Source organism: Pseudomonas putida, from assembly GCF_002025705.1.
GTDB lineage: Bacteria > Pseudomonadota > Gammaproteobacteria > Pseudomonadales > Pseudomonadaceae > Aquipseudomonas > Aquipseudomonas putida_J.
In genome coordinates this window covers 487,501-512,659 of record NZ_CP018846.1, presented here as the reverse complement: position 1 = coordinate 512,659, position 25,159 = coordinate 487,501, and the positions used below count along the sequence as shown (strand labels likewise).

Annotated in this window: 21 protein-coding genes and 2 rRNA genes (1 of these 23 cut by a window edge); 8 read left to right on the top strand and 15 right to left on the bottom strand. The window is 61.4% G+C overall.

Annotation, left to right across the window (positions count from 1 at the left end; genetic code table 11):
* Positions 1-29 precede the first annotated feature (29 nt).
* Positions 30-620, bottom strand: coding sequence for an NAD(P)H-dependent oxidoreductase (locus BUQ73_RS02405; RefSeq protein WP_079226517.1), 591 nt, complete (start codon positions 618-620; stop codon positions 30-32).
* A 158-nt stretch (positions 621-778) separates the two neighbouring features.
* Here BUQ73_RS02405 and BUQ73_RS02400 point away from each other — a divergent pair, with 158 nt between their 5' ends.
* Positions 779-1,093 carry a putative quinol monooxygenase gene (locus tag BUQ73_RS02400; RefSeq protein WP_027918390.1) on the top strand — a complete coding sequence of 105 codons (315 nt, stop codon included), beginning with the start codon at positions 779-781 and terminating at the stop codon, positions 1,091-1,093.
* Here BUQ73_RS02400 and BUQ73_RS02395 read toward each other — a convergent pair.
* Positions 1,083-1,847 (bottom strand): sulfite exporter TauE/SafE family protein, encoded by a 765-nt coding sequence (locus tag BUQ73_RS02395; RefSeq protein WP_079230468.1) that lies wholly within the window; start codon positions 1,845-1,847, stop codon positions 1,083-1,085. The two genes, BUQ73_RS02400 and BUQ73_RS02395, sit on opposite strands and share 11 nt — an antisense overlap.
* Before the next feature lie 78 nt (positions 1,848-1,925).
* Here BUQ73_RS02395 and BUQ73_RS02390 point away from each other — a divergent pair, with 78 nt between their 5' ends.
* Positions 1,926-2,810: a LysR substrate-binding domain-containing protein gene (locus BUQ73_RS02390; RefSeq protein WP_079226516.1), complete on the top strand. Its 885-nt coding sequence runs from the start codon at positions 1,926-1,928 to the stop codon at positions 2,808-2,810.
* 110 nt (positions 2,811-2,920) lie between these two features.
* On the opposite strand, the gene BUQ73_RS02385 is transcribed toward BUQ73_RS02390, so the two are convergent.
* The 3 genes from BUQ73_RS02385 to BUQ73_RS02375 all read right to left on the bottom strand — a co-directional run bounded on the left by BUQ73_RS02385 (position 2,921) and on the right by BUQ73_RS02375 (position 4,001).
* Entirely contained in the window at positions 2,921-3,328 is a 408-nt protein-coding gene (locus BUQ73_RS02385; protein ID WP_060485575.1) for a type II toxin-antitoxin system HicB family antitoxin, read from the bottom strand.
* The gene (locus tag BUQ73_RS02380; RefSeq protein ID WP_079226515.1) at positions 3,325-3,552 is read right to left on the bottom strand and encodes a type II toxin-antitoxin system HicA family toxin; all 228 of its coding nucleotides are present in this window, start codon (positions 3,550-3,552) and stop codon (positions 3,325-3,327) included. The genes BUQ73_RS02385 and BUQ73_RS02380 overlap by 4 nt, the downstream gene beginning before the upstream one ends.
* 173 nt (positions 3,553-3,725) lie before the next feature.
* Positions 3,726-4,001: a metal/formaldehyde-sensitive transcriptional repressor gene (locus BUQ73_RS02375; RefSeq protein WP_079226514.1), complete on the bottom strand. Its 276-nt coding sequence runs from the start codon at positions 3,999-4,001 to the stop codon at positions 3,726-3,728.
* 70 nt (positions 4,002-4,071) lie between these two features.
* Here BUQ73_RS02375 and dmeF point away from each other — a divergent pair, with 70 nt between their 5' ends.
* From dmeF to BUQ73_RS02355, 4 genes are all read left to right on the top strand, one after another.
* Positions 4,072-5,001, top strand: a complete 930-nt coding sequence (gene dmeF / locus BUQ73_RS02370; RefSeq protein ID WP_079226513.1) for a CDF family Co(II)/Ni(II) efflux transporter DmeF — start codon at positions 4,072-4,074, stop codon at positions 4,999-5,001.
* A 96-nt stretch (positions 5,002-5,097) separates the two neighbouring features.
* Positions 5,098-5,442 (top strand): cupin domain-containing protein, encoded by a 345-nt coding sequence (locus tag BUQ73_RS02365; protein ID WP_003258412.1) that lies wholly within the window; start codon positions 5,098-5,100, stop codon positions 5,440-5,442.
* A 297-nt stretch (positions 5,443-5,739) separates the two neighbouring features.
* Positions 5,740-6,228 (top strand): Hcp family type VI secretion system effector, encoded by a 489-nt coding sequence (locus BUQ73_RS02360; RefSeq protein WP_079226512.1) that lies wholly within the window; start codon positions 5,740-5,742, stop codon positions 6,226-6,228.
* A gap of 10 nt (positions 6,229-6,238) precedes the next feature.
* A complete protein-coding gene (locus BUQ73_RS02355; RefSeq protein WP_079226511.1) occupies positions 6,239-7,216 on the top strand; it encodes a hypothetical protein in 978 nt (325 codons plus the stop codon).
* 480 nt (positions 7,217-7,696) lie between these two features.
* On the opposite strand, the gene mmsB is transcribed toward BUQ73_RS02355, so the two are convergent.
* The gene (mmsB, locus tag BUQ73_RS02345; protein ID WP_079226509.1) at positions 7,697-8,587 is read right to left on the bottom strand and encodes a 3-hydroxyisobutyrate dehydrogenase; all 891 of its coding nucleotides are present in this window, start codon (positions 8,585-8,587) and stop codon (positions 7,697-7,699) included.
* Between the two features lie 10 nt (positions 8,588-8,597).
* Positions 8,598-10,124, bottom strand: a complete 1,527-nt coding sequence (locus BUQ73_RS02340; RefSeq protein WP_060485581.1) for a CoA-acylating methylmalonate-semialdehyde dehydrogenase — start codon at positions 10,122-10,124, stop codon at positions 8,598-8,600.
* Between the two features lie 132 nt (positions 10,125-10,256).
* On the opposite strand from BUQ73_RS02340, the gene BUQ73_RS02335 reads away from it, so the two are divergent.
* Positions 10,257-11,207 (top strand): LysR family transcriptional regulator, encoded by a 951-nt coding sequence (locus BUQ73_RS02335; RefSeq protein ID WP_079226508.1) that lies wholly within the window; start codon positions 10,257-10,259, stop codon positions 11,205-11,207.
* Positions 11,208-11,261: 54 nt separating this feature from the next.
* Here the strand turns inward: BUQ73_RS02335 and BUQ73_RS02330 are convergent, their stop codons facing one another.
* The 6 genes from BUQ73_RS02330 to recC all read right to left on the bottom strand — a co-directional run bounded on the left by BUQ73_RS02330 (position 11,262) and on the right by recC (position 23,005).
* Positions 11,262-11,753, bottom strand: a complete 492-nt coding sequence (locus BUQ73_RS02330; protein ID WP_079226507.1) for an OmpA family protein — start codon at positions 11,751-11,753, stop codon at positions 11,262-11,264.
* A gap of 3 nt (positions 11,754-11,756) precedes the next feature.
* A complete protein-coding gene (locus BUQ73_RS02325) occupies positions 11,757-13,028 on the bottom strand; it encodes a diguanylate cyclase domain-containing protein (RefSeq protein ID WP_079230467.1) in 1,272 nt (423 codons plus the stop codon).
* A gap of 11 nt (positions 13,029-13,039) precedes the next feature.
* Positions 13,040-13,606 (bottom strand): YfiR family protein, encoded by a 567-nt coding sequence (locus tag BUQ73_RS02320; protein WP_079226506.1) that lies wholly within the window; start codon positions 13,604-13,606, stop codon positions 13,040-13,042.
* Positions 13,607-13,806: 200 nt separating this feature from the next.
* Positions 13,807-15,876, bottom strand: coding sequence for an exodeoxyribonuclease V subunit alpha (recD, locus tag BUQ73_RS02315; RefSeq protein ID WP_079226505.1), 2,070 nt, complete (start codon positions 15,874-15,876; stop codon positions 13,807-13,809).
* On the bottom strand, positions 15,873-19,544 hold the full coding sequence (gene recB / locus BUQ73_RS02310; protein WP_079226504.1) for an exodeoxyribonuclease V subunit beta: 3,672 nt from the start codon (positions 19,542-19,544) through the stop codon (positions 15,873-15,875). The genes recD and recB overlap by 4 nt, the downstream gene beginning before the upstream one ends.
* Entirely contained in the window at positions 19,541-23,005 is a 3,465-nt protein-coding gene (gene recC, locus BUQ73_RS02305; protein ID WP_079226503.1) for an exodeoxyribonuclease V subunit gamma, read from the bottom strand. Before recC ends, recB begins: the two co-directional genes overlap by 4 nt.
* Between recC and BUQ73_RS28815 the strand changes: the two genes are divergently transcribed.
* A complete protein-coding gene (locus BUQ73_RS28815) occupies positions 23,004-23,135 on the top strand; it encodes a hypothetical protein (RefSeq protein WP_265349608.1) in 132 nt (43 codons plus the stop codon). The genes recC and BUQ73_RS28815 overlap by 2 nt on opposite strands.
* Here BUQ73_RS28815 and rrf read toward each other — a convergent pair.
* Both rrf and BUQ73_RS02295 read right to left on the bottom strand, forming a co-directional pair.
* Positions 23,130-23,245 (bottom strand): 5S ribosomal RNA (rrf, locus tag BUQ73_RS02300). The genes BUQ73_RS28815 and rrf overlap by 6 nt on opposite strands.
* A 138-nt stretch (positions 23,246-23,383) precedes the next feature.
* Positions 23,384-25,159, bottom strand: a 23S ribosomal RNA gene (locus BUQ73_RS02295) (it continues 1,117 nt past the right edge of the window).

Genomic DNA, 25,159 nt, shown 5'->3' with positions numbered 1-25,159 from the left:
TGAGCGCCTGTGCGTGAACCATGCAGGGATTAGATAGCCTTGCCGAACACCTTGTCCAGATGCGCTTCATAAGCCGCCAACGCCGCCGGCACATCCGGGCGCTTCATCACATCGACCGCCAGGAAGGTCGGCAGGCCGGTCATGCCCAGGAACTGGTTGGCCTTGTGGAACGGGAAGTACACCGCATCCACACCTTTGCCCTCGAAGAAGTCGGTCGGGTCATCGAACGCCTGCTGCGGTGCGTTCCAGGTCAGCGACAGCATGTACTGCTTGCCGTGCACCAGGCCACCGCTGCCGTACTTCTGCGAGTGATCGGAACGGGTACGGCCGTCGTTGGCATAAAGGCTGCCGTGGCCGGCGGTGAAAACTTCGTCGATGTACTTCTTCACGGTCCACGGCGCGCCCATCCACCACCCCGGCATCTGGTAGATGATCACATCGGCCCAAAGGAATTTCTCCACTTCGGCCTGGACGTCGTAGCCACAGTCGATGAAGGTCTGCTGTACATCGAAACCGGCACGGTCCAGGTGGGCCAGCGCGGCGTCGTGCAGGGTCAGGTTGAGACGGCCGTCGGAGTGGGCAAACTGTTTGCCGCCGTTGAGCAGTAGGATGTTTTTCATGCTGGGCCTCGGGTCATAAAGGGATGACCGGCACATTAATGGCTCGCGAGCGCGGGATACAGCAGGCGTGCGGCAAAATACAATTGATCTCAAGTCAAGAATTCGATACGCATTATTGCCGTAGAATCGATTCATCAACCACTTGGGAGCACCGATCCATGAGCGAGCAGCACGCTTTCATCCTCAAGGCCAAGACCCGCCCGGAAATGGCCGAAGCCTTCGAAACCCTGTTCCGCGCTTACGTCGAGCCAAGCCGCCAGGAACCTGGCTGCATCGAATACCACATGCTGCGCGACCAGCAGGACCCGAGCCTGTTCGTGTTCTATGAGGTGTGGGCCGACAAGGCGGCGCTGGACGTGCACTCGGCACTGCCGCATATGGTCGAGTTCTTCGAAAAGCGCATGGACTACCTTGAGCGCGATTTCGACATCCAGCCGATCGTGATGCTCAGCGCCTCGTCCGCTAACCGTTGATCAGCAAATGGCCGCCCAGCGCGGCCAGGCCGATGAAGAAGCAGCGCTTGAACAACGTTGCACTGATGCGTTGGCGCAGCCACTGCCCGGCTAGCATGCCCAGCAGTGCCGGCGCCAGCATCAGCAGCGAAGCACCCAGCGCTTGCCCACCCAGGGCATCCTGCCCGGCCAGGCCAAGGGCCAGGGCGAGGGTCGAGACCGTGAATGACAGGCCCAACGCCTGAATCATCTCGTCGCGGCTCAGGCCCAGGCTCTGCAGGTAAGGCACCGCAGGCATCACGAATACGCCAGTGGCCGCAGTGACCAGGCCTGTCACTAGCCCGCAAATCGGGCCCAACCACCCTTCCCGCCCCGGTGCCACGCGCAAGGCCGGCCCTGCCAGCCCGTACAGCGCGTAGATCACCAGCGCCGCGCCCAGCGCATGCACGGCCCACGGCCCGCTGTTGATACCCAGCCAGGCACTGCCAAGCAACGTGCCGACGAAAATCATCACCAGCATCGGTCCGAGCCTGCGCAACAGCGTCGGCAGATGCCCACCGGCAGCGAGCTGCCAGAGGTTGGTGAGCGTAGAGGGAACGATCAACAGCGCCGCAGCCTGCGCCGGTGACATAGCCAGCCCCAGCAGGCCCATGGCGATGGTCGGCAGGCCGAGGCCGATCACACCCTTGACGGCACCGGCCAGCAGGAAGGTGATGACCACTAGCAGCGTCAATGCCGGACCGATGTTCTGGTAGAAAGCGATCAAGGTATCCATGGTCACCATGATGGCGCGCAGCGGTTGTACTGAAAATCTGCCATATACTCAGCCAGACTCTCGCCAGGACAGAGGCAGATGCATTTCGACCTGATCGACCTCCGGCTTTTCCAGCACACCGCCGAGTGCGGCAACATCACCGCCGGCGCCCGCCGCAGCCATCTGTCGCTGCCAGCGGCCAGTGCACGCATCCGCGCCATGGAGGCCTCGCTCGGCACACCTTTGCTTGAGCGCAATCGCCGCGGCGTGCAGCCGACGCCCGCCGGCCAGGCGCTGTTGCAACATGCGCGGCAAATCGCCCAACAGGTCGAGCGCCTGCAGTTCGACCTGGCCCAATATGCCAGGGGCCAGCAAGGGCAGGTGCGGCTGCTGTGCAACACCGCAGCGTTGACCGAGTATCTTCCGGAGCTGCTGGCCAGCTACCTTGCCGACAACCCTGGGATCGGCATCGACGTGCAAGAGCTGCCGAGCCTGCGCATCGTGCAATCGATAACCCAGGGCACGGCTGATCTGGGCATCATTTCCACCGCAGCGCCCAGCGCGCATTTGCAGACTTTGCCGTTTCGCGATGATCCGCTGGTGCTGGTGACACCGCTGGGTCACCCCCTCGCCGCAGAGCCCACCCCAAGCTTCGTCGAGTGCCTTGCCCATGGCCATGTCGGGCTGGGGGCGAACAGTGCCTTGGCGTTATACCTGGAAGAACAGGCTCTGCGCGAAGGCCAGCGCATGCAGGTACGGGTGCGGGCCGAAGGGTTTGACGGGGTGATACGCATGGTCGCCGGTGGCGCCGGTATCGGCGTGGTGCCGCTGGCATCGGTGCAGCGCTGGAAGGGGGTGTTGCCGATGCACTGGGTGGCACTGCGAGAGGACTGGGCCAACCGGCGGTTGCTGTTGTGCGCGCGGGATTTCGCCGGGTTACCAGGCTATGCGGCAGGGTTGGTCGAGCGATTGATCCAGGCCTGAAGGTTCATCGTCGCCTGTACTCGCGCATTCGCGGGTGAACCCGCTCCCACAGGGATTGCGCTGACCTTGCATCCGGCATGATTCCCGCACTGGTTGCAATACGGATTCGTTCAGTGTGCGAGCGCCAGTTCTCTTAGAGCGGCCGACGCGAGAAATCCAGAACGAGAAGCATACCGATGGTCACGCTTCACTTTTTCATCGATCCGCTGAAGGAGGTTTTCCGGCAATGTTGCGTTGAACCGCACGGCCTTCCCCAAGTAAGGCGTGACATCGAAATCAACGACAGCCCAGACCCCGCCAGCATAATCGGAATTCGCCACATGGACGTCGACTTCCTGCGCTTGAGGAAGCGCTTCGTTATCAGCAACCAAACCCTCAAAATGCAGCGCTAGCGCCTCTTGAACGTTCTCCAGCGCCTGGGCGACAGTCGAGCCCGCAGAGAAGCAACCAGGCACGTCGGGAACGGTCACGCCATAATCCGAATCGGCGTCCTTGTGCAATACGACCGGGAATTTCATTGCGCGTCTCCACTGATGTTCGAGCTATCGAAGCCACTGGACTGCTTCAAGCCAGCTTGCTTCAGGATGCTGTGTACGGTGCCTTTAGGAAGATCGCTCTTGGGATGAGGAACTGTCACCCTCCCCTTCTTCATCGGGTGCCTGAACTGGTGATGGCTGCCCTTGACCTCGGCCTCGTACCACCCGTCCGCCTCAATGAGCTGGATCACTTCACGACTGCGCATACGCCCTTCCTTCGGCAGTCGATGTGTATGATACACACCGACTTGACCAAAACGAAGCGCAGTAAACACCATGCACACTTCAGGCGACCAGCGGATGGTTCAGGCCACCAAGTAGGTCTCTACTTATAGCCCTGTAGGAAAATTGCATTCCTACCGTATACCCCCTAGGGGTATCACTTTAGATAAGACCGCAGCAACGCCGCCACCTTGTCCGCCTCTTCCTGCCGTTCCTCAGTACTCAGCCCTTGCGCCACCAGGTGCTCGCGGATGTGCCCTTCCATCACTTCGGTCATCAGCCCGTTCACCGCGCCGCGCACGGCGGCGATCTGCTGGAGGATCGCCAGGCAGTCCTTGTCCTGCTCCAGCGCGGTTTCCAGGGCCGCGGCCTGGCCTTTGATCTTGCGCACGCGGGTCAGCAATTGCTTCTTGCTCTTGAGGGTATGTGCCATTCGCTTTCACACCATGCTAGGTATACTGGGGTATAGTATATTTCTCGACATTCCGGGAGCATGATAAACCATGGCGACGCAAACCTCAGGCCGCTGGCAGCACAGCCACCAGTTCCACACCAGCAACCTCGGCGCCGAGCGCAAGACACGCCTGGCCGTGTGGCTGACGGCGATCATGATGGTGGCGGAAATCGCCGGTGGCTGGTTCTTCAACTCCATGGCGCTGCTCGCCGATGGCTGGCACATGAGCTCGCACGCCCTGGCCCTGGGGCTATCATTGCTGGCCTACGCTGCCGCGCGTCGCTATGCCAAGGACCAACGCTTCGCCTTCGGCACCTGGAAGGTCGAGATCCTCGGCGGCTACTCCAGCGCCCTGCTGCTGCTCGGCGTGGCCGGGCTCATGGCCTTCCAGTCGGCTGAACGCCTGTTGACGCCAGGGCCGATCCACTATGACGAGGCAATCTTCATCGCGGTCATCGGCCTGGCCGTGAACCTGATCTGCGCCTGGCTGCTGCGCGACGATCATGATCACCACCATGGTCACGACCATCATCACGACCATGGCCATCACCACCACGACCTGAACCTGCGCTCGGCCTACCTGCACGTGATCGCCGATGCCGCCACTTCGGTACTGGCGATCGTCGCCCTGCTGGCCGGCAAATTCTGGGGCGCGAGCTGGCTCGACCCGGTGATGGGCCTGGTCGGTGCGGTGCTGGTGGCGCTCTGGGCCCGCGGCCTGCTGCGCGATACCGGAAGGGTGCTGCTGGACGCCGAGATGGATGCGCCAGTGGTCGAGGAGATTCGCGAGGTGGTCGCCGAGCTGCCTGTGCCTGCCACCATCACCGACCTGCACGTGTGGCGTGTGGGCAAGGACCAGTACGCCTGCATCCTCAGCCTGGCCACCCAGGCAGCATTGAGCGCCGACAGCGTGCGCCAGGCACTGGGCGTACACGAGGAACTGGCCCACATCACCGTCGAGGTCAACGCCCTGACATAGCGCGGGCAGGCAGCTGGACGTCGAGCCCAGGCAACTGCGGCTCGGCCATTGGCCCTATGGTGACCAGTCATTCAGCCAGTCACCAGGAGTTGTGCCATGTCCGATTTCATCACCGTCCTGCGCGAAACCTGCCCGACGCCGGTCGTGGACGCCACCAAGTGGAAGCGCATCGGCGGCGATCCGCACACCGTCAACCTCAATGCCTACCTGTCGGCCGACGGCAGCAAGATCATGGGTACCTGGATCTGCACGCCGGGCAAGTTCGAGGTCAACTACGAGAAGTGGGAGTTCTGCCACTTCCTCGATGGCTACTGCATCATCACCCCGGAAGGCGAAGAACCGAAGCATCTGAAAGCGGGTGATGTATTCGTGATCGAACCGGGGATGAAAGGTACCTGGGAAGTGGTCGAGACCGTACGCAAGTACTTCGTCTTCGCCTGATTTTCTTTTGCCAGAGCGATGTGGGCCCTGTGGAAAACGTGAAACTTCCTACAGGGCTATCACTCTGTTGAACACCTGTAGCAAAAAAAGCAAAACAACCCTATACCCATTGAACTTCAGCAACATCTTCTGACATTTACCCTCAGCTTGATTCCCTCTTCTTGTAGTCCTTTTCTGAATTGCGCCACACCGCCCCATAGCGTATTGCCCTCGCACTCTCCCAGACCTAGCCTGCACGGGGCGCCCGAATCGCCGGGCAACATTGCCCATCCAAAACAATGTCAAGGAGAGATAAGCATGGCTTTCGACGCCTACATTCAGATCGACAGTATTCCAGGCGAAGCACTGGACGAAAAATACAGTAAATGGATTGAAGTGCTGGGCTACGACTTTGGCGTCAGCCAAAGTACATCTGCCACTGCCAGCTCCGCCGGTGGCGCAACATCGGGCAGGACCTCCGTCACCAACTTCACTTTCACCAAGTACCTCGACAGTGCCAGTTGCAAACTGATGGAAGCCAGTTGCACAGGCCAGCATCTGAAAGAAGTGAAGCTCGCTCTCTGTCGTGCTGGCGGTGACAAGCTCAGGTACTTTGAAATCATCCTTGAAGAGGTGATCATCGCCGAGTATTCGCAGGCCGTGGACGCAGGAGTACCACTGGAAGTGGTGCAACTCAACTACGGGCGGATCAAGACCACTTACACCCAGCAGCGCCGCCAGGATGGCAGTGGCGGCGGTAATATCGCCGGGGGCTGGGACCGCATCGGCAACAGAAAATACGCGTGAGGGTGCTGCCATGTCCGAAGCTCGCGCGTACCTCAACCTCAAGCTGCAAAACTATCACAGGCTGAAATCCGACCTGGCACTGACCGGTCACTCCCTGGAAAAGTTTGATGTGCTGAATTCACACATCGCCAATACCGTGGTCCGTAGCGGGGAACTTATCATCATCGGCGACCCCACCACGGCCTCCTGCACCAGCCAGGAAGCCTGGATGATGAGGCAGGCGACAATTGCGCACCTGGGGTTGATGCGCAACGGCCAGGGTGTGGATAACTTTTTCCTGGACAATTTCGAGACTTTGAAGAGCCTCATCGCACATGCGTCCGTGGGCGCTGGAGTGGTCAGTGAAGGGTGGAGCAAGCGCCTGAAAGCTATCGAAGCCACCTTGATGGAAATCGAGAAGTTGCATCTACAGCATCTCGGGTCAGGAACGATGGCGGCTCGCGATCAGTTCTATGCAAAGCGTTCGGCCTTGTTCATGAAGTTGGATCAGCAGTTGAACAAGCTGGCTGCGTACGGTTCCGGTCTAAGGAACAAAAGCTCGATCAAAAGGACGCTAGGGATATCCACAAAGAGTTATTTACATACAGGCGAGATTGCAGGATATGCCAACAAAGTGTCAGGCGTGGCGACAGCTGCTAATTTGATAAAGAACGGAACGTATGTCGGGATGGCGTTAGATGTCGCTGCTACCGGACTGGAGATACATAAAGCCTGTACGCTCGGACGCAAGGAGGAATGCAAAAAGGCGCAGTATGTCGAGGTTAGTTCATTAACCTTGGGCTTGGTTGGTACTACTGCTGGGGCAGCCAGTGGCAAGCTTCTTCTTGGTGCTGCTTGCAGCGTGGTGTTTGGCGTAGCGACAGGTGGAACCGGAGCACTCGCTTGTGGGATATTCGGGGGTACAGTGGGGGGAATGGCAGGCGGAAAACTTGGGAATGAAGCAGGCGCCTGGGCTGGGGAACTTCTATACGAGGCAGTAGCAAAATGACAATCATGCATTGGATTTTTTTAGTCTACAGCATGACAGTCACAACTCTACTTCTCTTGAACCTGGCATTAACAATATATATTGCTCATCGCAAAATTGATTACATTGAAGGATTTTTATTAAATTGCAATGCAATAACCGGCGAAAAAAAACTCTGGCTACATGCTGGCATGATGGGAAAATTCTTTCGACTAACGAACATATCATTCATTCTGCTAATTCCTAAAATCTATGCACGAAAAAACCTCATTGACATCAAGGAAATAAATAATCTACCTTCAAAAATCAAGACCCTCCTAATCTTCATAGGCTCCTCGCTTTTGATATTGACTATCGCATTTTTTGGTTTGGGAGTTTTCATGCATTACTTACCCCCCCTTACCTAAATAATGCTCAAAAAACATCGCGGTGCGGGCCCCTCCCCTCTGGTGCGCAGTTTCAGAGGAAAGGCCACCCGGCCCGCGATGAAGTCCTCGCTCGTCAATCCTTCTTGCGGTAACCCTCGACGATCGCCGAGAAGTCCTTGCCGCCTTCACCGCGCAGGCTCATGGCCTGATACAGCTGCTGGGCCACAGCGCCCAGGATCACCGGCTGGTGGGCCTGGCGCGCGGCCTCGGTGGCCAGCCCCAGGTCCTTGAGCATCAGTTCGGCGCCAAACCCACCGGTGTAGCCACGTGAGGCGGGGGCAGTTTCGATGATGCCCGGCCACGGGTTGTAGGTGTCGGAACTCCAGCAGCGCCCAGTCGAGCTGTTGATGATCCCCGCCAGCACCTTGGTATCGATGCCCAGCGCATTGCCCAGGGCCATGGCCTCGGACACGCCGACCATCGAGATACCCAGCAGCAGGTTGTTGCAGATCTTGGCGATCTGCCCGGTACCCACTTCACCGCAGTGCACGATGTTGCGGCCCATCTGCTTGAGCACCGGCTCGAGGGCGGCGAAGAGTTCGTTGCTGGCACCGACCATGAAGGTCAGCGTGCCCGCCGCCGCGCCGCCGGTACCACCGGACACTGGCGCATCCCCCATGTCCACACCCTTGGCCGCAGCGGCTTTGGAAACATCACGCGCGGTCTGTGGGTCGATGGTGCTGCAGTCCAGGGTTGGCGTGCCCGGGCGAATGCCCGCCAGCACACCGTCGTCTTCGTTGAGGTACACGGCGCGCACATGGGCCGCCGCCGGCAGCATGGTGATCACCAGCTCGCTGCTGGCCGCCGCGTCCCGGGGCGAGGCGCTGACCTGCCCGCCCAGTTCGGCGAGCTCGGCCAGCACGGTCTTGTTCAGGTCGAACAGGTTCAGCTGGTGCCCGGCCTTGATCAGGTTGCGGGCCATGGGTGCGCCCATGTTGCCCAGGCCGATGAATGCGATACGCATGGCTTTCTCCTTAGCGCAGGCTGATGGTGGTGTTCACACCGTCATTGACGCTGTCGTCATCGAACCAGCGGGCGGTGACGGTCTTGGTCTGAGTGTAGAACTGCACCACTTGCTTGCCGTACGGGCCGAGGTCGCCGAGCTTGGAGCCGCGCGAGCCTGTGAAGCTGAAGAACGGCACCGGTACCGGGATCGGGATGTTGATGCCGACCTGGCCAATGTCGATCTCGCTCTGGAACTTGCGCGCCGCCGCGCCGCTCTGGGTGAACAGGCCGGTGCCATTGCCGAACGGGTTGGCGTTGACCAGGGCGATGGCTTCGTCGAGGGTGTCGACTTCCAGGGTTACCAGCACCGGGCCGAAGATTTCCTGGGTGTACACCTGCATGTCGGTCTTCACCCCGGAGAACAGGGTCGGGCCGACGAAGTTGCCTTGCTCGTAACCCGGCACCTTCACGCCACGGCCATCGAGTTCGAGTTTGGCGCCTTCCTGGATACCGCTTTCGATCAGGCCCAGTACACGCTCCTTGGCACGCTTGGAAACCACTGGGCCGACATCGGTGCCCGGTTCACAACCGGCGTTGACCTTGAGCTTGCTTGCTGCGTCCTTGATGTCCGGCAGCCAATCACGCGCCTTGCCCACCAGCACTGCCACCGAAGTGGCCATGCAGCGCTGGCCGGCTGCGCCAAAGGCGGCTCCGACCAGGGCGTTGACGGTTTGCGTGCGGTTGGCGTCAGGCAGCACCACGGCGTGGTTCTTCGCGCCCATCATCGACTGCACACGCTTGCCGTGCTGGCTGGCCAGGTTGTACACGTGGGTGCCGACTTCGGTGGAACCCACGAAGGAAATCGCCTTGATGTCCTGATGGGTGCAGATCGCATCCACCACTTGCTTGCCACCGTGCACCACGTTGAGCACGCCCGCCGGCACACCGGCTTCCAGCGCCAGCTCGACCAGCAGCATGGTCGACAGCGGGTCCTGCTCGGAAGGTTTGAGGACGAAGGTGTTGCCGCAGACGATGGCCATCGGGAACATCCACAGCGGGATCATCGCCGGGAAGTTGAACGGAGTGATGCCAGCGCACACGCCGATTGGCTGGCGCAGGGTGTAGGTATCAACGCCACCGGCGACGTTCTCGGCGAACTCGCCCATCTGCAGGGTGCCGATGGAGGCCGCATGCTCGACCACTTCAAGGCCGCGGAAGATGTCGCCTTCGGCGTCGGCAAGGGTCTTGCCCTGCTCGGCGCTGAGCACCTGGGCGATGCGCTTGGTGTGTTCGCGGATCAGCGCCTGCAGCTTGAGCATGATGCGCATGCGTGCACCGATCGGGGTGTCACGCCAGGTCTTGAAGGCGCGCTGGCCGGCAGCCACGGCGGCGTCCACTTCTTCGACGGTGGCGAACGGTACCCGCGCCAGCACCTCTTGGGTGGCCGGGTTGACGATATCGCGCCATTCGCTGGTTTTCGATTCGACCCACTGGCCGTCGATCAGCAGCTTGACCTGCTCGACCTTGGTCTTGTCAGGGGATTGTGGTGCGTTCATCTGCGTTCTCCTTGGAATTATTGTCAGGACGAGATCGCCAGCGCCGGGCAAACACGAGGTGGCGCCTTGGGGCTTTTTTCGAGTATAGATGTGCAAACATCCAACAAGAACGCACAAAAAAACCGGATCAACATGCAAAAAGACCTGACCTCCCTCAGTTCGCTGAACTGGGACGACCTGAAGTTCTTCCTTGAAGTAGCGCGCACGCGCAAAGCCAGCAGCGCGGCCAAACGCCTGGCCGTCGACTACACCACGGTGTCGCGGCGCATCAGTTCGCTGGAGGGGGCGTTGGGTACGCTGCTGTTCGAGAAGTCACGCACCAACGGCTTCGTCCTGACTGCCGAAGGGCAGCGCCTGCTGGGCTATGCAGAATCGATCGAGAGCACCTTGCACATGGCCTGCGAGCAGGTCTCAGGCTCCGGCGTGGCGCTGTCGGGGCATGTGCGCATGGGTTGCACCGAGGGCTTCGGCAGCTTCTTCGTCACCCCGCAACTGAGCCATTTCGTCGATGCCTACCCGGCGATTTCGGTGGATATCCTGCCGCTGCCGCACTTCATCAGCCTGTCCAAGCGCGAGGCGGACATCGTCATCGCCCTGGAGCGGCCCGAGCATGGGCCCTATGTGTGCTGCAAGCTGTGCGACTACCGGCTGCGGCTGTATGCGACCCAGGGCTACCTCGACAGCCATGCGCCGATTCGCCAGGTGAGCGACCTGGTGGGGCATCCGTTCATCAGCTATGTGGATGACCTGGCGTTCAGTTCGGAATTACTGTACCTGGCCAACCTGATCCCCAATGCCAATGCGCATTTGCGCAGCACCAGTGTCATCGCCCAGTACACGGCGGCGTTGCAGGGGCGCGGATTGGCGATCTTGCCATGCTTCCTGGCGGCGCAGGACCCTCGACTGGTGACGGTGCTGCCGGAGGAGATCGAGGTGACGCGGCAATTCTGGATGTACTGCCGGGAGGACTTGCGCAAGCTGAAGCGGATTACCCTGTTGTGGGATTACATCCGTGGGGTGACCGAGGCGAATGCACCGTTGTTGATGGGTGAGACGCGCGAGATGCACTTCGCTCAGGATTGATGGGTTTGCTTCGCCGCCCATTCGCGGGTCAAACCCGCGAATGGGCGGTGGGGCTCAGTAAGACGCGACTACAATCGACACCCGCCGGTTCTCGGTCCGCCCTGCGCTGGTGCGGTTATCCGCTACTGGCTGCGAGCTGCCCAGCCCACGGGTCCGGATGTTCTGCGCCGGCATGCCAACGTCGATCAACGCCTTGGCCACACTCTGCGCGCGCCGCTCGGACAACTGCTGGTTGTACGCCGCCTTGCCCGATGCATCGGCATGGCCATCGACCCGCACGCCTTGAATGCCAACCCCCATTAGCGCCTTGCCTATCCGCTCGACAATCGCCTGGCTCGCGCCGTTGAGGCTGTCCAGGTCGCTGCCGAACAGCACCTTGCCCGACAGGTCGAATGCCCAGCCCTCGTCAGTGGGGGCAAAGCCCTCACGCTTGAGCACGGCAATCTGCTCGGCGGTGAGACCTTTGGGTGGTGTGCTCTGGCACCCTGCCAGCGTCAGCAAGGCCAGCAACATCACAAAGAAAGAAAAACGCAAACGCTGTATCACGGTTCAACTCCTGTTCCTGAAATCGGCGGCGGACCGTTCCGTCTGCGCCGCTTGCCACTGGCCACGGCGCTTGCGCTTGGCCTGGTACATCGCCGCATCCGCGGCATTGAGGAGGCTGGCAGGGTCACTGCCATCATCCGGGTAATAAGCGATGCCGACACTCAATGACGTGGTGAGGCTTTCGCCGCCTTCGAGCAGCATCGGCAGTTGCATGCTGGCGATGATCTTCTCGGCAATACGCTCGGCGTCCTCGCGCGAGTGCAGCGGGGTCAGCAGCACAGCGAACTCGTCACCGCCCAGGCGGGCCACCAGGTCGTGCTCACGCAGTTGCGCACGCACGCGGTCGGCAACATTGATCAGCACTTCGTCGCCCACGGCATGGCCGTGGCTGTCGTTGATCTGCTTGAAGTGGTCACTGTCGAGGAACAGCAAGGCCAGATGGTCTTGCTGCCGTGCGGCGTTGCGCAGGCTGCGACTGAGGCGGCCCTCGAAGAACGCGCGGTTGGGCAAGCCGGTAAGGCTGTCGTGGCTGGCCTGGTGCGCCAGGGTGGCGTTCTCGTTCTGCAGGTGGCTGTGCCAGACCTCCAGCTCGTCGAGCAACGCGTTGAAGTCGTTGCCCAACTCGTTGAGCTCGGCAATGGGCGCTTCGGGTACCCGGCGGTCGAAACTGCGTTCACGCCGGGCTGCGTGGGCGACACTGGCCAGGCCACGCAAAGGCCGGACAATATCGCCAAGCAGGCGTCGCGACAGGTACAAGGCGACGAAGGCACTGAGGATCGTGCAAAACAGGATGCCGCCAAGGCCACTGAGCAGGAACAGCAACAGGCTGCGGCCCTGGCCGATCAGCTCGATATGCCCGACCTTCTGTTGCTGGTGCATGATCGGCAGGTTGATCGGCTCATCCAGCAAGGCTGTCGCCACTTGCACCTCCAGGTGCCCGAGCACGCCCTCATCGTTGCGCTGCCAATGCGCCAACTGCTCACCGTCGTTGTTGAATACCTTGGCGTCCGCCACCTCTTCGGTCTTGGCGATCAGTTCCAGCGCCTCATTGGCTGCGGCACTGTCGTCGAACACAACGGCAGCTTCGACGGTGTAGTTGATCGAGCGGGCAATCAGGTGCAAGTTGTGATTGGCATATACACGCAGGGCGAGCACACCCAGCAAGGTCAGCGAGATACCGGCCAGGCCCACCGCCAGCAGTGCCACGCTGAGGTGGCCGCGGCCGAGCACCGAGCGCAGGGTCGGGCGAACGGTCTGCTTGTTGCCGGCCTTCATGGCTGCGCGCTTCATGGCAGAGCTCCGCGGCGCCGTGACAGCTGCAACACGCTGGGGTGAATACGCACGCCGGAACGCGCCACGGAGTCCAGGTTGACCTCGAAGGCGACCTGTTGATCGCTGACGCGCAGGCAGAACAGGCTACCGACCGTACACGGGTCGTCGGCTTCGCTGATGCTCAATACCGGGTGGCCGCTGACCGCCTGGAACAGGCGATCACGCTCGGCGTCGTCGAGCTTGCCGATGTAGATGGCGTCACAGGCCTGGGCCACCTGCCGGTCGTCGGCCAGCAGGCGACGTACCTGCAAGGGTTGCCCGGAGTTCTGCATGTTGCCTTTGATCAGGTCGTCGGCATATTCGGTGGGGCCGACCAGGCACAGGCGCAAGGGCACTGGCTCGCTCGGCCAACGTGCATAGCTGAGGATGCCCAACACCACCTGGGTCACCGCCCTGGCGCGCTGCTGGGCCTGTGCGGAGGTGGCTGATGCGTCCGCCTGGGCAGGGCCGGCCATTAGCGACAGGGCAAATAGCAGTAGCGAAAGCACACAGCCTGTCAACCGCTCCCTGGCGCCTGTCATGTGAGAATTCTCTCAAATCCTGTCTGAAGTCGGCGCAACGATAGCACAACGCTGGCTATCTGTAGGAGCGGCCTCGCCGGGGCGCCGGACCGGTCGGAAAGGGCTGCGAAGCGGCCCCAGCGTTTCAGCTTCGCGGCCGGAACTGCCGGGGCCACGTTGCGGCCCTTTCCGACCGGTCCGGCGCCCCGGCAAGGCCGCTCCTACAAGAGCATCAGCCCGGAAACACGCCGTACCTTACGCAACACCGCTTCCTCGAAAATACCCTGACGCGGCTCGATCAGGCTGAAGCAATGCTTGGCCCGGGTGATGCCGGTATACACCAGCTCCTTGGTCAACACCGGGTTGAGTGCATCCGGCAGCACCAGCGCGGTGTGGCTGAATTCGGAGCCCTGGGACTTGTGCACGGTCATGGCGTAAACGGTTTCCACCTCGTTGAGGCGACTGGGCAGGACGAAGCGCACGCCTCCACTGCCATCGTTGCGCGGGAAGGCCACACGCAGCAGTGCTTCACCATGTTCGTCCGGCAGGCGCAGGGCGATGCCGATGTCACCGTTCATCAACCCCAAGCCGTAGTCGTTACGCGTCACCAGCACCGGGCGGCCTTCATACCACGGCTGCTGGCTGTCGATCAGGCCGGCGTTGTGCAGCACCCGCGCAACCCGCTCGTTGAGGCCTTCAACGCCCCAAGCCCCCTTGCGCACGGCGCACAGCAGCTGGAAGTCTTCAAAACTGTGCAGCACTTTGCCGGCCCACTGCTCCCAGCGCGGATCATCGAAAGCACTGCCCGGTGCCGGGCGATAGCGGCCAATGGCACGCAGGTAGCTGCGATACCCCTGTGGCCCTTCGTTGCCGCGGTTGAGGCCGTCGAGAATCAGGCGGTCGAAGGCCCGGTCCTGCTCGCTGCGCAGCGCCAGGCCGAATACGTCTGCTGGCGGCATGCTCAGCAGGTCACGTGCCGCCTGGGCCTCTTGGCGGTTGACCAGGCGCGCGAGCTGGCCAATGCCACTGCCCTCACCAAAACGCCGCGAGAAGCGCAACATCACCACTTGCTGGGCCAACGGATTACGTTGCACATCACCCGGTTTCAGGCCACTGGCAGCCAGTGACTGACCACCGATCTGCTCCAGCCAGGCCTGGGTCGCGGGCGAGTAGCAGCCTTCCTCGGCATCCCGACACAGGTCACCGAGCACGGCACCGGCTTCGACCGAAGCCAGCTGGTCCTTGTCGCCAAGCAGAATCAAGCGCGCCTTGGGCGGCAATGCGTCGAGCAGGTTGGCCATCATCTCCAGGTCGATCATCGACGCTTCGTCGACCACCAGCACATCCAGCGGCAGCGGGTTGCCAGCGTGGTGACGGAAGTGCCGCGAGCCTGGGCGGCTGCCGAGCAGGCGGTGCACGGTGCTGACGTCGGTGGGGATCTGCGCGCGCACTTCGGCGCTCACCTGCAACCGTTCAACCTGCTGGCCGATCGACTCGGTCAGACGCGCAGCCGCCTTGCCGGTCGGCGCAGCCAGGCGTATGCGCAACGGCCTGCCCTGCTCCACCGCAGGCGCCTGCAACAGCGCCAGCAAGCGCACTACAGTGGTGGTCTTGCCGGTACCGGGGCCGCCAGTGATGATGCTGAAACCCGCACGGGTAGCCAGGGCACAGGCCAGTTTCTGCCAGTCCACCTGGCCCACCAGGGCGCCTTCGTCGAACAGCTGTGCCAGGCGCGCAGACAAGTCGGCCGGGGCAGCCTCGCCCTGGTTCAGGCGCTGGCGCAGGGTCTGGTCAATCTGGCGTTCGTAGCTCCAGTAGCGGCGCAGGTACAGGCGCTGGCCACTGAGCACCAGCGGCCGCGAGTGCTGGCTTGGCGTATCGCCGGCCGCCACCAACGGGCTGGCGGCAATGCGTTGCAGCCAGGTTGGCAAGCCGAGGTTGGCCAGCAGTTGCGAGGGCAACAGCAACGGGCCGGTCAGGGCATCGCCTTCCGGCGGCAGCGACAGCGCGAAATCAGGCTCGGCGAGGGTCTGTTGCAGGTCTAGGCAGACATGCCCGTGGCCCAGCTGATGGCTGGCCAGTGCTGCCGCCAGCAAGAGCAACGGGTCACTGCCGGGGGTACGCTCTTCAAGAAAGCTGACGAACGCCCGGTCGAGCGCGCGCAGCCAGCCACGTTCCACCCAGCGATCGAGCAATTGCAGCAGGTCTGCACTGTTGTGCTGAGGGGCCAGGGCCAACAGATGCTCAGCGTGCAGTGGCGTTGGCAAGAGATCGTCGAGGGTTCGGCTCATGGCGCAACTCCGGCAAACAGGTCCTGCTGCTGGGGCGCGTGCACGCCACGGAACAGCGCATCGAGGGCCTCGATCAGCTCGCGTGGTGGCTTGGCGAAATACACACCGTGGCCACTGCTGCTGGCACCGCGCAGGAAGATGAACAGGGCGCCGCCAACATGGCGGTCGTAATCGTAATCAGGCAGCCGTGCGCGCAGCTGGCGATGCAGTGCCAGCAGGTAAAGCACGTACTGCAAGTCGTAGCGGTGTTCGAGGATGGCCTTTTCCATGGCCTGGGTGTCGTAGGCCTGGATGTCCGGGCCGAGCCAGTTGGACTTGTAGTCCGCCACGTAATAGCGCCCGTCAAGCTCGTAGGCAAGGTCGATGAAACCTTTGAACATGCCATTGAGCAGTGTCGGTTGCGCGGCCGGGCGTGCGCTGCCCGGGTGGGTATGCCGGGCCACCAGACGGTCTAGCTGCTCGGCGTCGACGTTGTGGCTGGCGAACCAGAACTCCATTTCGATCTGGTAACGCTGCAACTGTGCGAGTCTCAGTTGTGCAGTGCCGACCGGCAATGGCTCGTTGAGCAGGCACTGCAACCACTGGCTGAGTGCGGGAATCCAGCCGGTCCAGTCGCGGCGGTTGCAACGCTGGCCAACGGTACGCTCGATGAGCCTGGCGTTGCCGGCAACTTCGCCAAAGCCTTCGCGACCGGCCCACTCCAGCAGCCCATGGAGGAAGGTGCCCGGGTTTGGGCCGCGGGGGAAGCGATGGATATCGCCACCGTCGGCGGGCGCTTCACGGATCAGCTGAGTATCGGCAACTTCGTCATCGAGCAGTTGCTGGGCTTGTGAGCTGTCGGCGCCAAGGGTCTGCTCGCCTACGCGCAAGGCACTGTAGGACGCGATCCACCAATGTTCGGCGGCGGCCCGGCGTGGCTTGCGTGCTGGTAACAACTCGCGCTCGGCCTGGGACGCACGATAATGCTCATCGCTGGCCTCTGGCAGCGGCGGGCAGGCAATATCCACGCTACCTGCCAGCAAGCTCTGCAGCCACGCGTTGAGGTGCTCCGAGCCAGGCAATGCCAGGCCGCCACCCAGCAGGTAGCCGAGCGCCGAGCGGTGCAGCTGCGAGCTTTTCTGGTTGCCGCGCTTGAGGTCGGCGACGCCCAGCCAGCAGGCATGCTGGGCACGCGTCAGGGCCACATAGAGCAGGCGCAGGTCTTCAGCCAGGCGCTCTTCGTCGGCCAGGGCGATCTGCTCTGCATCGGGCGTCAGCGTCAGTTGCACATTGCCCAGGCTGTCGTGCCAGGCCAACGGCAGGCGGCTGCCGTCCACGGGCTTGCTGGTGCAGATGAACGGCAGGTAGACCAAGGGGTATTCCAGGCCCTTGGACTTGTGGATCGTCACCACCTTGACCAGCTGCTCGTCGCTTTCCAGGCGCAGAATCTGCTCCTCCCCCGCTTGGCCGGAATTGGCCAGGTGCTCGGCCAGGTGACGGATAAGCGCCTGCTCACCGTCCAGCTCAGCAGCTGCCTGCTGCAGCAGTTCGGCCAGGTGCAGCAGGTTGGTCAGCACACGCTCGCCGTCAGTGCGGCCGATCAGCGTGCGCGGAAGACCGAAGTCGTGCAACAGGTGCCGCAGCATAGGCAGCACGCCCTGGCGCTGCCAGATTTCGCGGTAGCGACGAAAACGCATGACCCAGCCTTCCCACACCCGCTCGTCCTGGTTCAGCTGATCAAGTTGAGCCAGCGACAGCTCCAAGGTCAGGCTGGCCAGCGCGGCCTTGAGCAAGCGCTCGGAGTCCGGCTCGGCGCAGGCCTTGAGCCAGGCCAGCAAGTCATGTGCCTCCTGGGCGGCGAAAACCGAGTCCTTGTCGGAGAGGTACACGCTGCGCACGTCGCGGGCGGCAAGCTCGCTGCGCACCAGCTGCGCTTCATGGCCATCACGCACCAGGATGGCGATGTCCGAAGGCTGGCACGGGCGCAGCTCGCCCTGGTCATCGCTGAAGCCGGTCACACCGCGCTGGCCACCATTCAACACGGTAACGATATGGCTCGCACAGCTGGCGGCCAGTTGCTGCCGGTAGAGCGTGCTGGATACCGGCTCGTCACTTTCCAGCTGCCAGCACTGCAGCGCTGCACACGCTTGACCATCAATCAACAGGCGTTCGCTGCGGCCCTTGGCGCGGACTTCGACAAACGGCAGCGGGTTATCGTCAGCTTCGCGGAACAGGAAGGCACCCTTGCCCTGCGTGCGCGCCTCGGCCTGCAGGAACACCCGGTTGACCGCCGCGACCATCGCCTGGCTGGAGCGGTAGTTGGTGTCCAGGCTATGCAGGCGGCCAGCGGTAGCGCGTCGGGCCGACAGGTAGGTATAGATGTCGGCGCCACGGAAGGCATAGATCGCCTGCTTGGGGTCGCCGATCATGAACAGGCCGGTTTGCGCATTGTTCTCGCTGATGCGATAGATGCTTTCGAAGATGCCGTACTGGACCGGGTCGGTGTCCTGAAATTCGTCAATCAATGCCACCGGGAACTGCTCGCGGATCAGCGCGGCCAGGCGTTCACCCGACTCGGTGCCCAGTGCATGTTGCAGACGCAACAGCATGTCGTCGAAGCCCATTTCGGCCCGGCGGCGTTTTTCCACTTCGAAACGCGCCGCCACCCAGGCGGCGGCATGTTCGAGCAAGCGGGCATCCGGGCTGGCCAGAGCCTGCAACTGTTGCTGCAGGTTCTGCATGGCATGCAAGGCCGGGTGGTCGGGGGGCTCGCCAGCTTTCCAGGCTTCGGCCATCCCCGCCGGCGTCAGGCGGGTAAAGCCGGTTCCCAGATCGAGCTCCACCTCCTGCTCATCACCGGCCCAAGTGCGCAGTTTTTCAAACCAAGGCTCGAAGTAGCGCGCTTGCAGTTTGCGGCCATCCGCCTGCTTTGCCGCCACCGCGTCGCGGCAGAGCTGCTGCAGCTCATCCGCCCATTGCGCCCACGGTGCCTTGAGTTGGCGCAACTGCTCGCCCCGCTGTTGCAGCGCACCATCAATCAACGCTTGTGGTTCCGTTTCGTCCTGTTGCGCACGCACGCGGCCGAACAGCGGGCGGATGCGCGGCAACAGAGCATCGGGGCTGACCCAATGGCTGCGCACCCAGCTCAGCGCTTCGCCGTGCATGCCATAGCAAAAGCGCCGCCAGTAATCGCGCATGACTTGGCCGAGCAGGTCGCTGTGGTCGGTTTCCAGGCTTTGGGTAAATAGACTGCCACTGTCGAAAGCATGTTCACGGAGCATGCGCTGGCACCAGCCATGGATGGTCGACACTGCCGCTTCGTCCATCCACTGCACAGCGATTTCCAGGCGATTGGCGCAGCGTGGCCAGTGTGCTTCGGCATAATCGTCGCGCAGTTGGTGCAGCAATGGGTCGCCGCCTTCCAGCTCGCCGCGGAAGAAGCGCGCTGCCTCGGCCAGGCGGGCGCGGATACGCTCGCGCAGCTCTTTGGTGGCGGCATCGGTAAAGGTCACCACGAGAATCTGCGGCGGCAGCAGTTCGCGACCGAAGCCTTGCTCAGCGCCATGGCCGAGGATCAGGCGCAGGTACAGCGCGGAAATAGTGAACGTCTTGCCTGTACCGGCACTCGCTTCGATCAGCTGGCTGCCATGCAGGGGAAAACTCAGTGCCAGGGGGCGGGCCTGGGTCATGCTTCACTCTCCGGATTACCCTGGGCCTGCCAGGCAGCGCTGAACAGGGGGCGGTACAAGGTTTCGCACCAGCCTTCAAAAGTCTCGTCGGCGCTGAGTGCGGCGAAATCGCGGAACTGCCGGGCCAGCGCAACACTTTCGCTGCGCTCGCCGAAACTGGTGCGGCCATCCCCTTCATAGGCACGGATAGCGGCGGCCCGGGCCTTGTCCGGATCTTCTTGAGCCAACCAGGCAAAGGCTGTCTTGGCGGCGACAGGCAGCGGTGCATTCATCGCAGCCTGACGCGCGACAAGCAGGTGACCCAGTTGCTCGCCAGCCTGATCCTGCGGCAAGGGACCGAGCAGCAGGGTAACGTCGCTGGCCAGCAGCGCACTGTGCAATGGATAGCCAGCGGCGCACGCGGCCAGGTGCATCACCCAGCTGGCAATCAAGCGATGCCACTTGAGGTTGTTGCGCCCGGCGCTGATGGTGTTGGGAACCGCGGTGATACTCAACAGGCTTTGATCGTCGGCCTGATAGACCCGGCCCAGCCAACCCTCAAGACGGTGATTGGAATGCTCGAAATGAATCGGCAATGCACCATCGACCACCGTTGGCCAGCGCTGCAGTAGTTGACGATGACGTAGCAGCAGATCGGGCAGTGGCTGGATCAACTCGGTTTGCAGCAGTTCACCGAAGCCAGCCAGGGGCAGCATGCCGCAAGCTTGCAGGCGGCGGGCCTGGGCCTGCAGCGCACGTTCGGCGTTATCAGGATCGCCCAGGGCTGCGCCCAGCAGGCTTTCGCTGGCGCTGTAGCGCTGCAAGGCGTCAAGGACGAATGGTTCTTCGTCTGGGGTAGGCGCCTCCAGGGCTTCGAAGAACACTTTCAAGCGCTGGCTGAAGAAGTGCCGGACTGGGTGACGCAAGAAATCCTGCAATTGGGTCAGCGTCAGCGCTTCTTCGTTGACGTACGGAGGCAGGTTGAGGCCGGGCTGCTTCTCGTCAATGGTCTGCTGGTGCAGCAACTGCCACTCATGGGCGTAGCTGAACAGCGCACTGCCCTTCTGGAAGTAGCGTGTACTGAAAGGCTGCAGGGGATGTTCCTGGGTCAAGGCGTGCAGCAGTTGCTGGCCGTCAGCATCACCCTTGAGGCGCCAACCGGCAGCCAGGTGATCGCGCAACTGGCCGATCAATACCGAGGCCGGTCGCTCACTGTTATCACGGATGCTGCGGCCAACCCAGCTGATGTAGAGCTGGTCACGTGCCGACAGCAGCGCTTCGAGGAGCAGGTAGCGGTCGTCCTCGCGGCGCGAGCGATCGCCGGGGCGGTAATCGCTGGCCATCAGGTCGAAGTCCAGCGGCGGCTGCGCGCGCGGATAGTCGCCATCGTTCATGCCCAGCAGGCACACCACACGGAAGGGAATTGCCCGCATTGGCATCAAGGTGCAGAAATTCACCGAGCCGGCGAGAAAACGCTGAGACAACTTGCCTTCGTCGAGGCCCGACAGCCAGGCCTCGCGGATCACCGTGAGTGGCAGCTGATCTTGCAGACCCACGGTTTCGCAGACTTCCAGCCAGCTGTCGCGCAGCTCCTGCAATTGCATCAAGAGAAATTCATCGTGCTCTTCCTCGGCCAGGAAGAACACTTGCAACAATGCGTTGAGGCGGTCACCCCACTCGCTGGCTGTGGCAGGTTGGGACAAAGTTTGGTTAGCCACATCAAGGGCATCGAGCAGCGCGACCAGCGGGCCGATCAAGGCGGCATCCAGGCCGCCAATTTCGTCGTACGGTTCAATGCCGTCGCAGCCCTCTCCCACACCCACCGCGTAACCCAGCAGCATGCGTCGCAGACCGAAGCGCCAACTGTTCTGCTCCAGGCCCTGGGGCAACCCGAGGGTGGCGCGCTGATCGGCGTTCAGACCCCAGCGAATGCCTGCACCTTCGATCCAGCGATGCAGGGTGGGCAGGTCGCTTTCACGGATGCCGAAACGCGCGCGTACTGCCGGGACGTCGAGCAGATCGAGCACTTCGCTGACGGCGAAGCGGCTGTCTGGCAGCTTGAGCAGATGTTCTAGGGCAATCAGCAGGGGGTCGCGACCACGCTGGCCCTGATCGGTCAGGGTGAACGGAATGAAGCGCGGGTCGTTGCGCTGCAATTGGCCGAACACTGCACGGATATGCGGGGCGTAGGTGTCGATCGCCGGGAGCATGACGATTACGTCGCGCGGGCGCAGCGTGGGGTCGGCGCTGAAGCGAGCCAGTAACTGGTCGTGCAAGATCTCCACTTCGCGCTGCGGGCTGTGCGCCACGTGAAAGCGCACGGAGCGATCCTTGGTCAGGTCGACCTCAGGCCAGCATTCGCGGGTTTCTGCCAGTGGACGCAGTTCGAGGATATCGTCCTGCAGCTGGTTCAGCAGCGTAGTGGGCTGGCCTTCGCTGAACAGGTCGATGCGCCCGTCGCTGAATACGCCTTGATAGCTGCCGGGGTCGTCGTAGCTGTCCAGCAGGTTGATGTAATCGCGGCCTTGCTTGCCCCAGGCAGCCAGCAACGGGTGAGCGTGCTGATGCAGCGACTCGTCGTCCAGTTGCTGGGGCATGCCCTGCTTGCGCTGCTGGCGCTTGTACTGGTGGCGTAGCAGGTCCTTGTCGGCAACGATGTCGGCCCAATGGTGGCGGCAAGGGTTGTGAACGCAGAGCAGCACCTGACTGAAGCGGGCCAAGCCTGCTAATGCCTCCAAAGCCTGGGCGGGCAGAGAAGAGATACCGAACACGATCACCCGCGAAGGCAGCCCTTGTGGTGCTGCGTCCTGGCTGTTGATGCGCTCAATGAAGCGCTGGTGTACCCCTGCTCGGCTTTGCGCCATGCCTTGCTCACCGACATCCTCGAGCAATGCACGCCAAAGTTCGGCCTGCCAGCGGTTGCCGGGGGCGAGAGGCTTGCGTTCACTACGGGCGGTATTGAGGATGTGCTCGCCGGCTGCCCAATCCTTGAGCCAGTCGGCGCGGTAGACCTGGTATTGGTCGAACAGGTCGGCCAGGCGCTCGGCCAACTGATAGCGCTTGCGCAGGTCACTGTCATCCGTGAGGAAACGACGCAGCGGTTCGAAATGCGGGCGCTCGATCAGTGCAGGCAGCAGGCGCATCAGGCGCCAGGTCAGCGGTGCCTTGTCGAGCAGGGATACTTCGGGGATCTCGTCGCGCCCGAGCACCTTGCGATACAACTGCCACATGAAGCTGCCGGGCAGTTGCACATCGATGGCGGCAGCAATACCGCAGCCGCCCATGTCATCGTCTTGTGGGTCTTCGGCGAGGGCAAGCTTGAGCCATTGGGCAATGCCATTGCTCTGTACCAAGGCGATTTCGTTTTCCAGCGGTGCCAGCGGGTAGCGGCGCATCCAACTCACCACCAGGCTGCGCAGGTCGTCCAGGCGGTTGCCGTGGACGATCATGAAACCAGGCTGCAGTGAGGTGGTGTTGGGCATGGAAAAGTCCCTGAAAGAAGAATGGGGAACGATATCACGGCTGGCTGCCGGTACTGGCCCAAGTAAAAGCCAGAAAAGACAAAACCCCTACCTGCATGCGCAGATAGGGGTTTTGCGAAATGAATCTTGACGATGACCTACTCTCACATGGGGAAACCCCACACTACCATCGGCGATGCATCGTTTCACTGCTGAGTTCGGGATGGGATCAGGTGGTTCCAATGCTCTATGGTCGTCAAGAAATTCTGTAGCCAGAATGTCCAGATGGACAGCCCAGCGAATCCGGATATGTGATGTTGTGGTTCGTTGCGAACTTTCGGTTCGTATCATCTTCACCACCACAATTTGGCGCTTACGCTCAAATTGCTTGGGTGTTATATGGTCAAGCCTCACGGGCAATTAGTATTGGTTAGCTCAACGCCTCACAGCGCTTACACACCCAACCTATCAACGTCGTAGTCTTCGACGGCCCTTTAGGGAACTCAAGGTTCCAGTGAGATCTCATCTTGAGGCAAGTTTCCCGCTTAGATGCTTTCAGCGGTTATCTCTTCCGAACATAGCTACCCGGCAATGCCACTGGCGTGACAACCGGAACACCAGAGGTTCGTCCACTCCGGTCCTCTCGTACTAGGAGCAGCCCCTCTCAAATCTCAAACGTCCACGGCAGATAGGGACCGAACTGTCTCACGACGTTCTAAACCCAGCTCGCGTACCACTTTAAATGGCGAACAGCCATACCCTTGGGACCGGCTTCAGCCCCAGGATGTGATGAGCCGACATCGAGGTGCCAAACACCGCCGTCGATATGAACTCTTGGGCGGTATCAGCCTGTTATCCCCGGAGTACCTTTTATCCGTTGAGCGATGGCCCTTCCATACAGAACCACCGGATCACTAAGACCTACTTTCGTACCTGCTCGACGTGTTTGTCTCGCAGTCAAGCGCGCTTTTGCCTTTATACTCTACGACCGATTTCCGACCGGTCTGAGCGCACCTTCGTACTCCTCCGTTACTCTTTGGGAGGAGACCGCCCCAGTCAAACTACCCACCATACACTGTCCTCGATCCGGATAACGGACCTGAGTTAGAACCTCAAAGTTGCCAGGGTGGTATTTCAAGGATGGCTCCATGAGAACTGGCGTCCCCACTTCAAAGCCTCCCACCTATCCTACACAAGCAAATTCAAAGTCCAGTGCAAAGCTATAGTAAAGGTTCACGGGGTCTTTCCGTCTAGCCGCGGATACACTGCATCTTCACAGCGATTTCAATTTCACTGAGTCTCGGGTGGAGACAGCGCCGCCATCGTTACGCCATTCGTGCAGGTCGGAACTTACCCGACAAGGAATTTCGCTACCTTAGGACCGTTATAGTTACGGCCGCCGTTTACCGGGGCTTCGATCAAGAGCTTCGCTTGCGCTAACCCCATCAATTAACCTTCCGGCACCGGGCAGGCGTCACACCCTATACGTCCACTTTCGTGTTTGCAGAGTGCTGTGTTTTTAATAAACAGTCGCAGCGGCCTGGTATCTTCGACCGGCATGGGCTTACGGAGCAAGTCCTTAACCCTCGCCGGCGCACCTTCTCCCGAAGTTACGGTGCCATTTTGCCTAGTTCCTTCACCCGAGTTCTCTCAAGCGCCTTGGTATTCTCTACCTAACCACCTGTGTCGGTTTGGGGTACGGTTCCCAGTTATCTGAAGCTTAGGAGCTTTTCTTGGAAGCATGGCATCAACCACTTCGCGCTCTAATGAGCACTCGTCATCAGCTCTCGGCCTTGAGATCCCGGATTTGCCTAAGATCTCAGCCTACCACCTTAAACTTGGACAACCAACGCCAAGCTGGCCTAGCCTTCTCCGTCCCTCCATCGCAATAACTGGAAGTACAGGAATATTAACCTGTTTTCCATCGACTACGCTTTTCAGCCTCGCCTTAGGGACCGACTAACCCTGCGTCGATTAACGTTGCGCAGGAAACCTTGGTCTTTCGGCGTGCGAGTTTTTCACTCGCATTGTCGTTACTCATGTCAGCATTCGCACTTCTGATACCTCCAGCAAGCTTCTCAACTCACCTTCACAGGCTTACAGAACGCTCCTCTACCGCATCACCTAAAGGTGATACCCGTAGCTTCGGTGCATGGTTTGAGCCCCGTTACATCT

Coding starts and splice junctions, on each gene's coding strand:
- BUQ73_RS02405 (WP_079226517.1), bottom strand. CDS start 620: ATGAAAAACATCCTACTGCTCAACGGCGGCAAACAGTTTGCCCACTCC.
- BUQ73_RS02400 (WP_027918390.1), top strand. CDS start 779: ATGAGCGAGCAGCACGCTTTCATCCTCAAGGCCAAGACCCGCCCGGAA.
- BUQ73_RS02395 (WP_079230468.1), bottom strand. CDS start 1,847: ATGGATACCTTGATCGCTTTCTACCAGAACATCGGTCCGGCATTGACG.
- BUQ73_RS02390 (WP_079226516.1), top strand. CDS start 1,926: ATGCATTTCGACCTGATCGACCTCCGGCTTTTCCAGCACACCGCCGAG.
- BUQ73_RS02385 (WP_060485575.1), bottom strand. CDS start 3,328: ATGAAATTCCCGGTCGTATTGCACAAGGACGCCGATTCGGATTATGGC.
- BUQ73_RS02380 (WP_079226515.1), bottom strand. CDS start 3,552: ATGCGCAGTCGTGAAGTGATCCAGCTCATTGAGGCGGACGGGTGGTAC.
- BUQ73_RS02375 (WP_079226514.1), bottom strand. CDS start 4,001: ATGGCACATACCCTCAAGAGCAAGAAGCAATTGCTGACCCGCGTGCGC.
- dmeF (WP_079226513.1), top strand. CDS start 4,072: ATGGCGACGCAAACCTCAGGCCGCTGGCAGCACAGCCACCAGTTCCAC.
- BUQ73_RS02365 (WP_003258412.1), top strand. CDS start 5,098: ATGTCCGATTTCATCACCGTCCTGCGCGAAACCTGCCCGACGCCGGTC.
- BUQ73_RS02360 (WP_079226512.1), top strand. CDS start 5,740: ATGGCTTTCGACGCCTACATTCAGATCGACAGTATTCCAGGCGAAGCA.
- BUQ73_RS02355 (WP_079226511.1), top strand. CDS start 6,239: ATGTCCGAAGCTCGCGCGTACCTCAACCTCAAGCTGCAAAACTATCAC.
- mmsB (WP_079226509.1), bottom strand. CDS start 8,587: ATGCGTATCGCATTCATCGGCCTGGGCAACATGGGCGCACCCATGGCC.
- BUQ73_RS02340 (WP_060485581.1), bottom strand. CDS start 10,124: ATGAACGCACCACAATCCCCTGACAAGACCAAGGTCGAGCAGGTCAAG.
- BUQ73_RS02335 (WP_079226508.1), top strand. CDS start 10,257: ATGCAAAAAGACCTGACCTCCCTCAGTTCGCTGAACTGGGACGACCTG.
- BUQ73_RS02325 (WP_079230467.1), bottom strand. CDS start 13,028: ATGAAGGCCGGCAACAAGCAGACCGTTCGCCCGACCCTGCGCTCGGTG.
- BUQ73_RS02320 (WP_079226506.1), bottom strand. CDS start 13,606: ATGACAGGCGCCAGGGAGCGGTTGACAGGCTGTGTGCTTTCGCTACTG.
- recD (WP_079226505.1), bottom strand. CDS start 15,876: ATGAGCCGAACCCTCGACGATCTCTTGCCAACGCCACTGCACGCTGAG.
- recB (WP_079226504.1), bottom strand. CDS start 19,544: ATGACCCAGGCCCGCCCCCTGGCACTGAGTTTTCCCCTGCATGGCAGC.
- BUQ73_RS28815 (WP_265349608.1), top strand. CDS start 23,004: ATGGAAAAGTCCCTGAAAGAAGAATGGGGAACGATATCACGGCTGGCT.
- recC (WP_079226503.1), bottom strand. CDS start 23,005: ATGCCCAACACCACCTCACTGCAGCCTGGTTTCATGATCGTCCACGGC.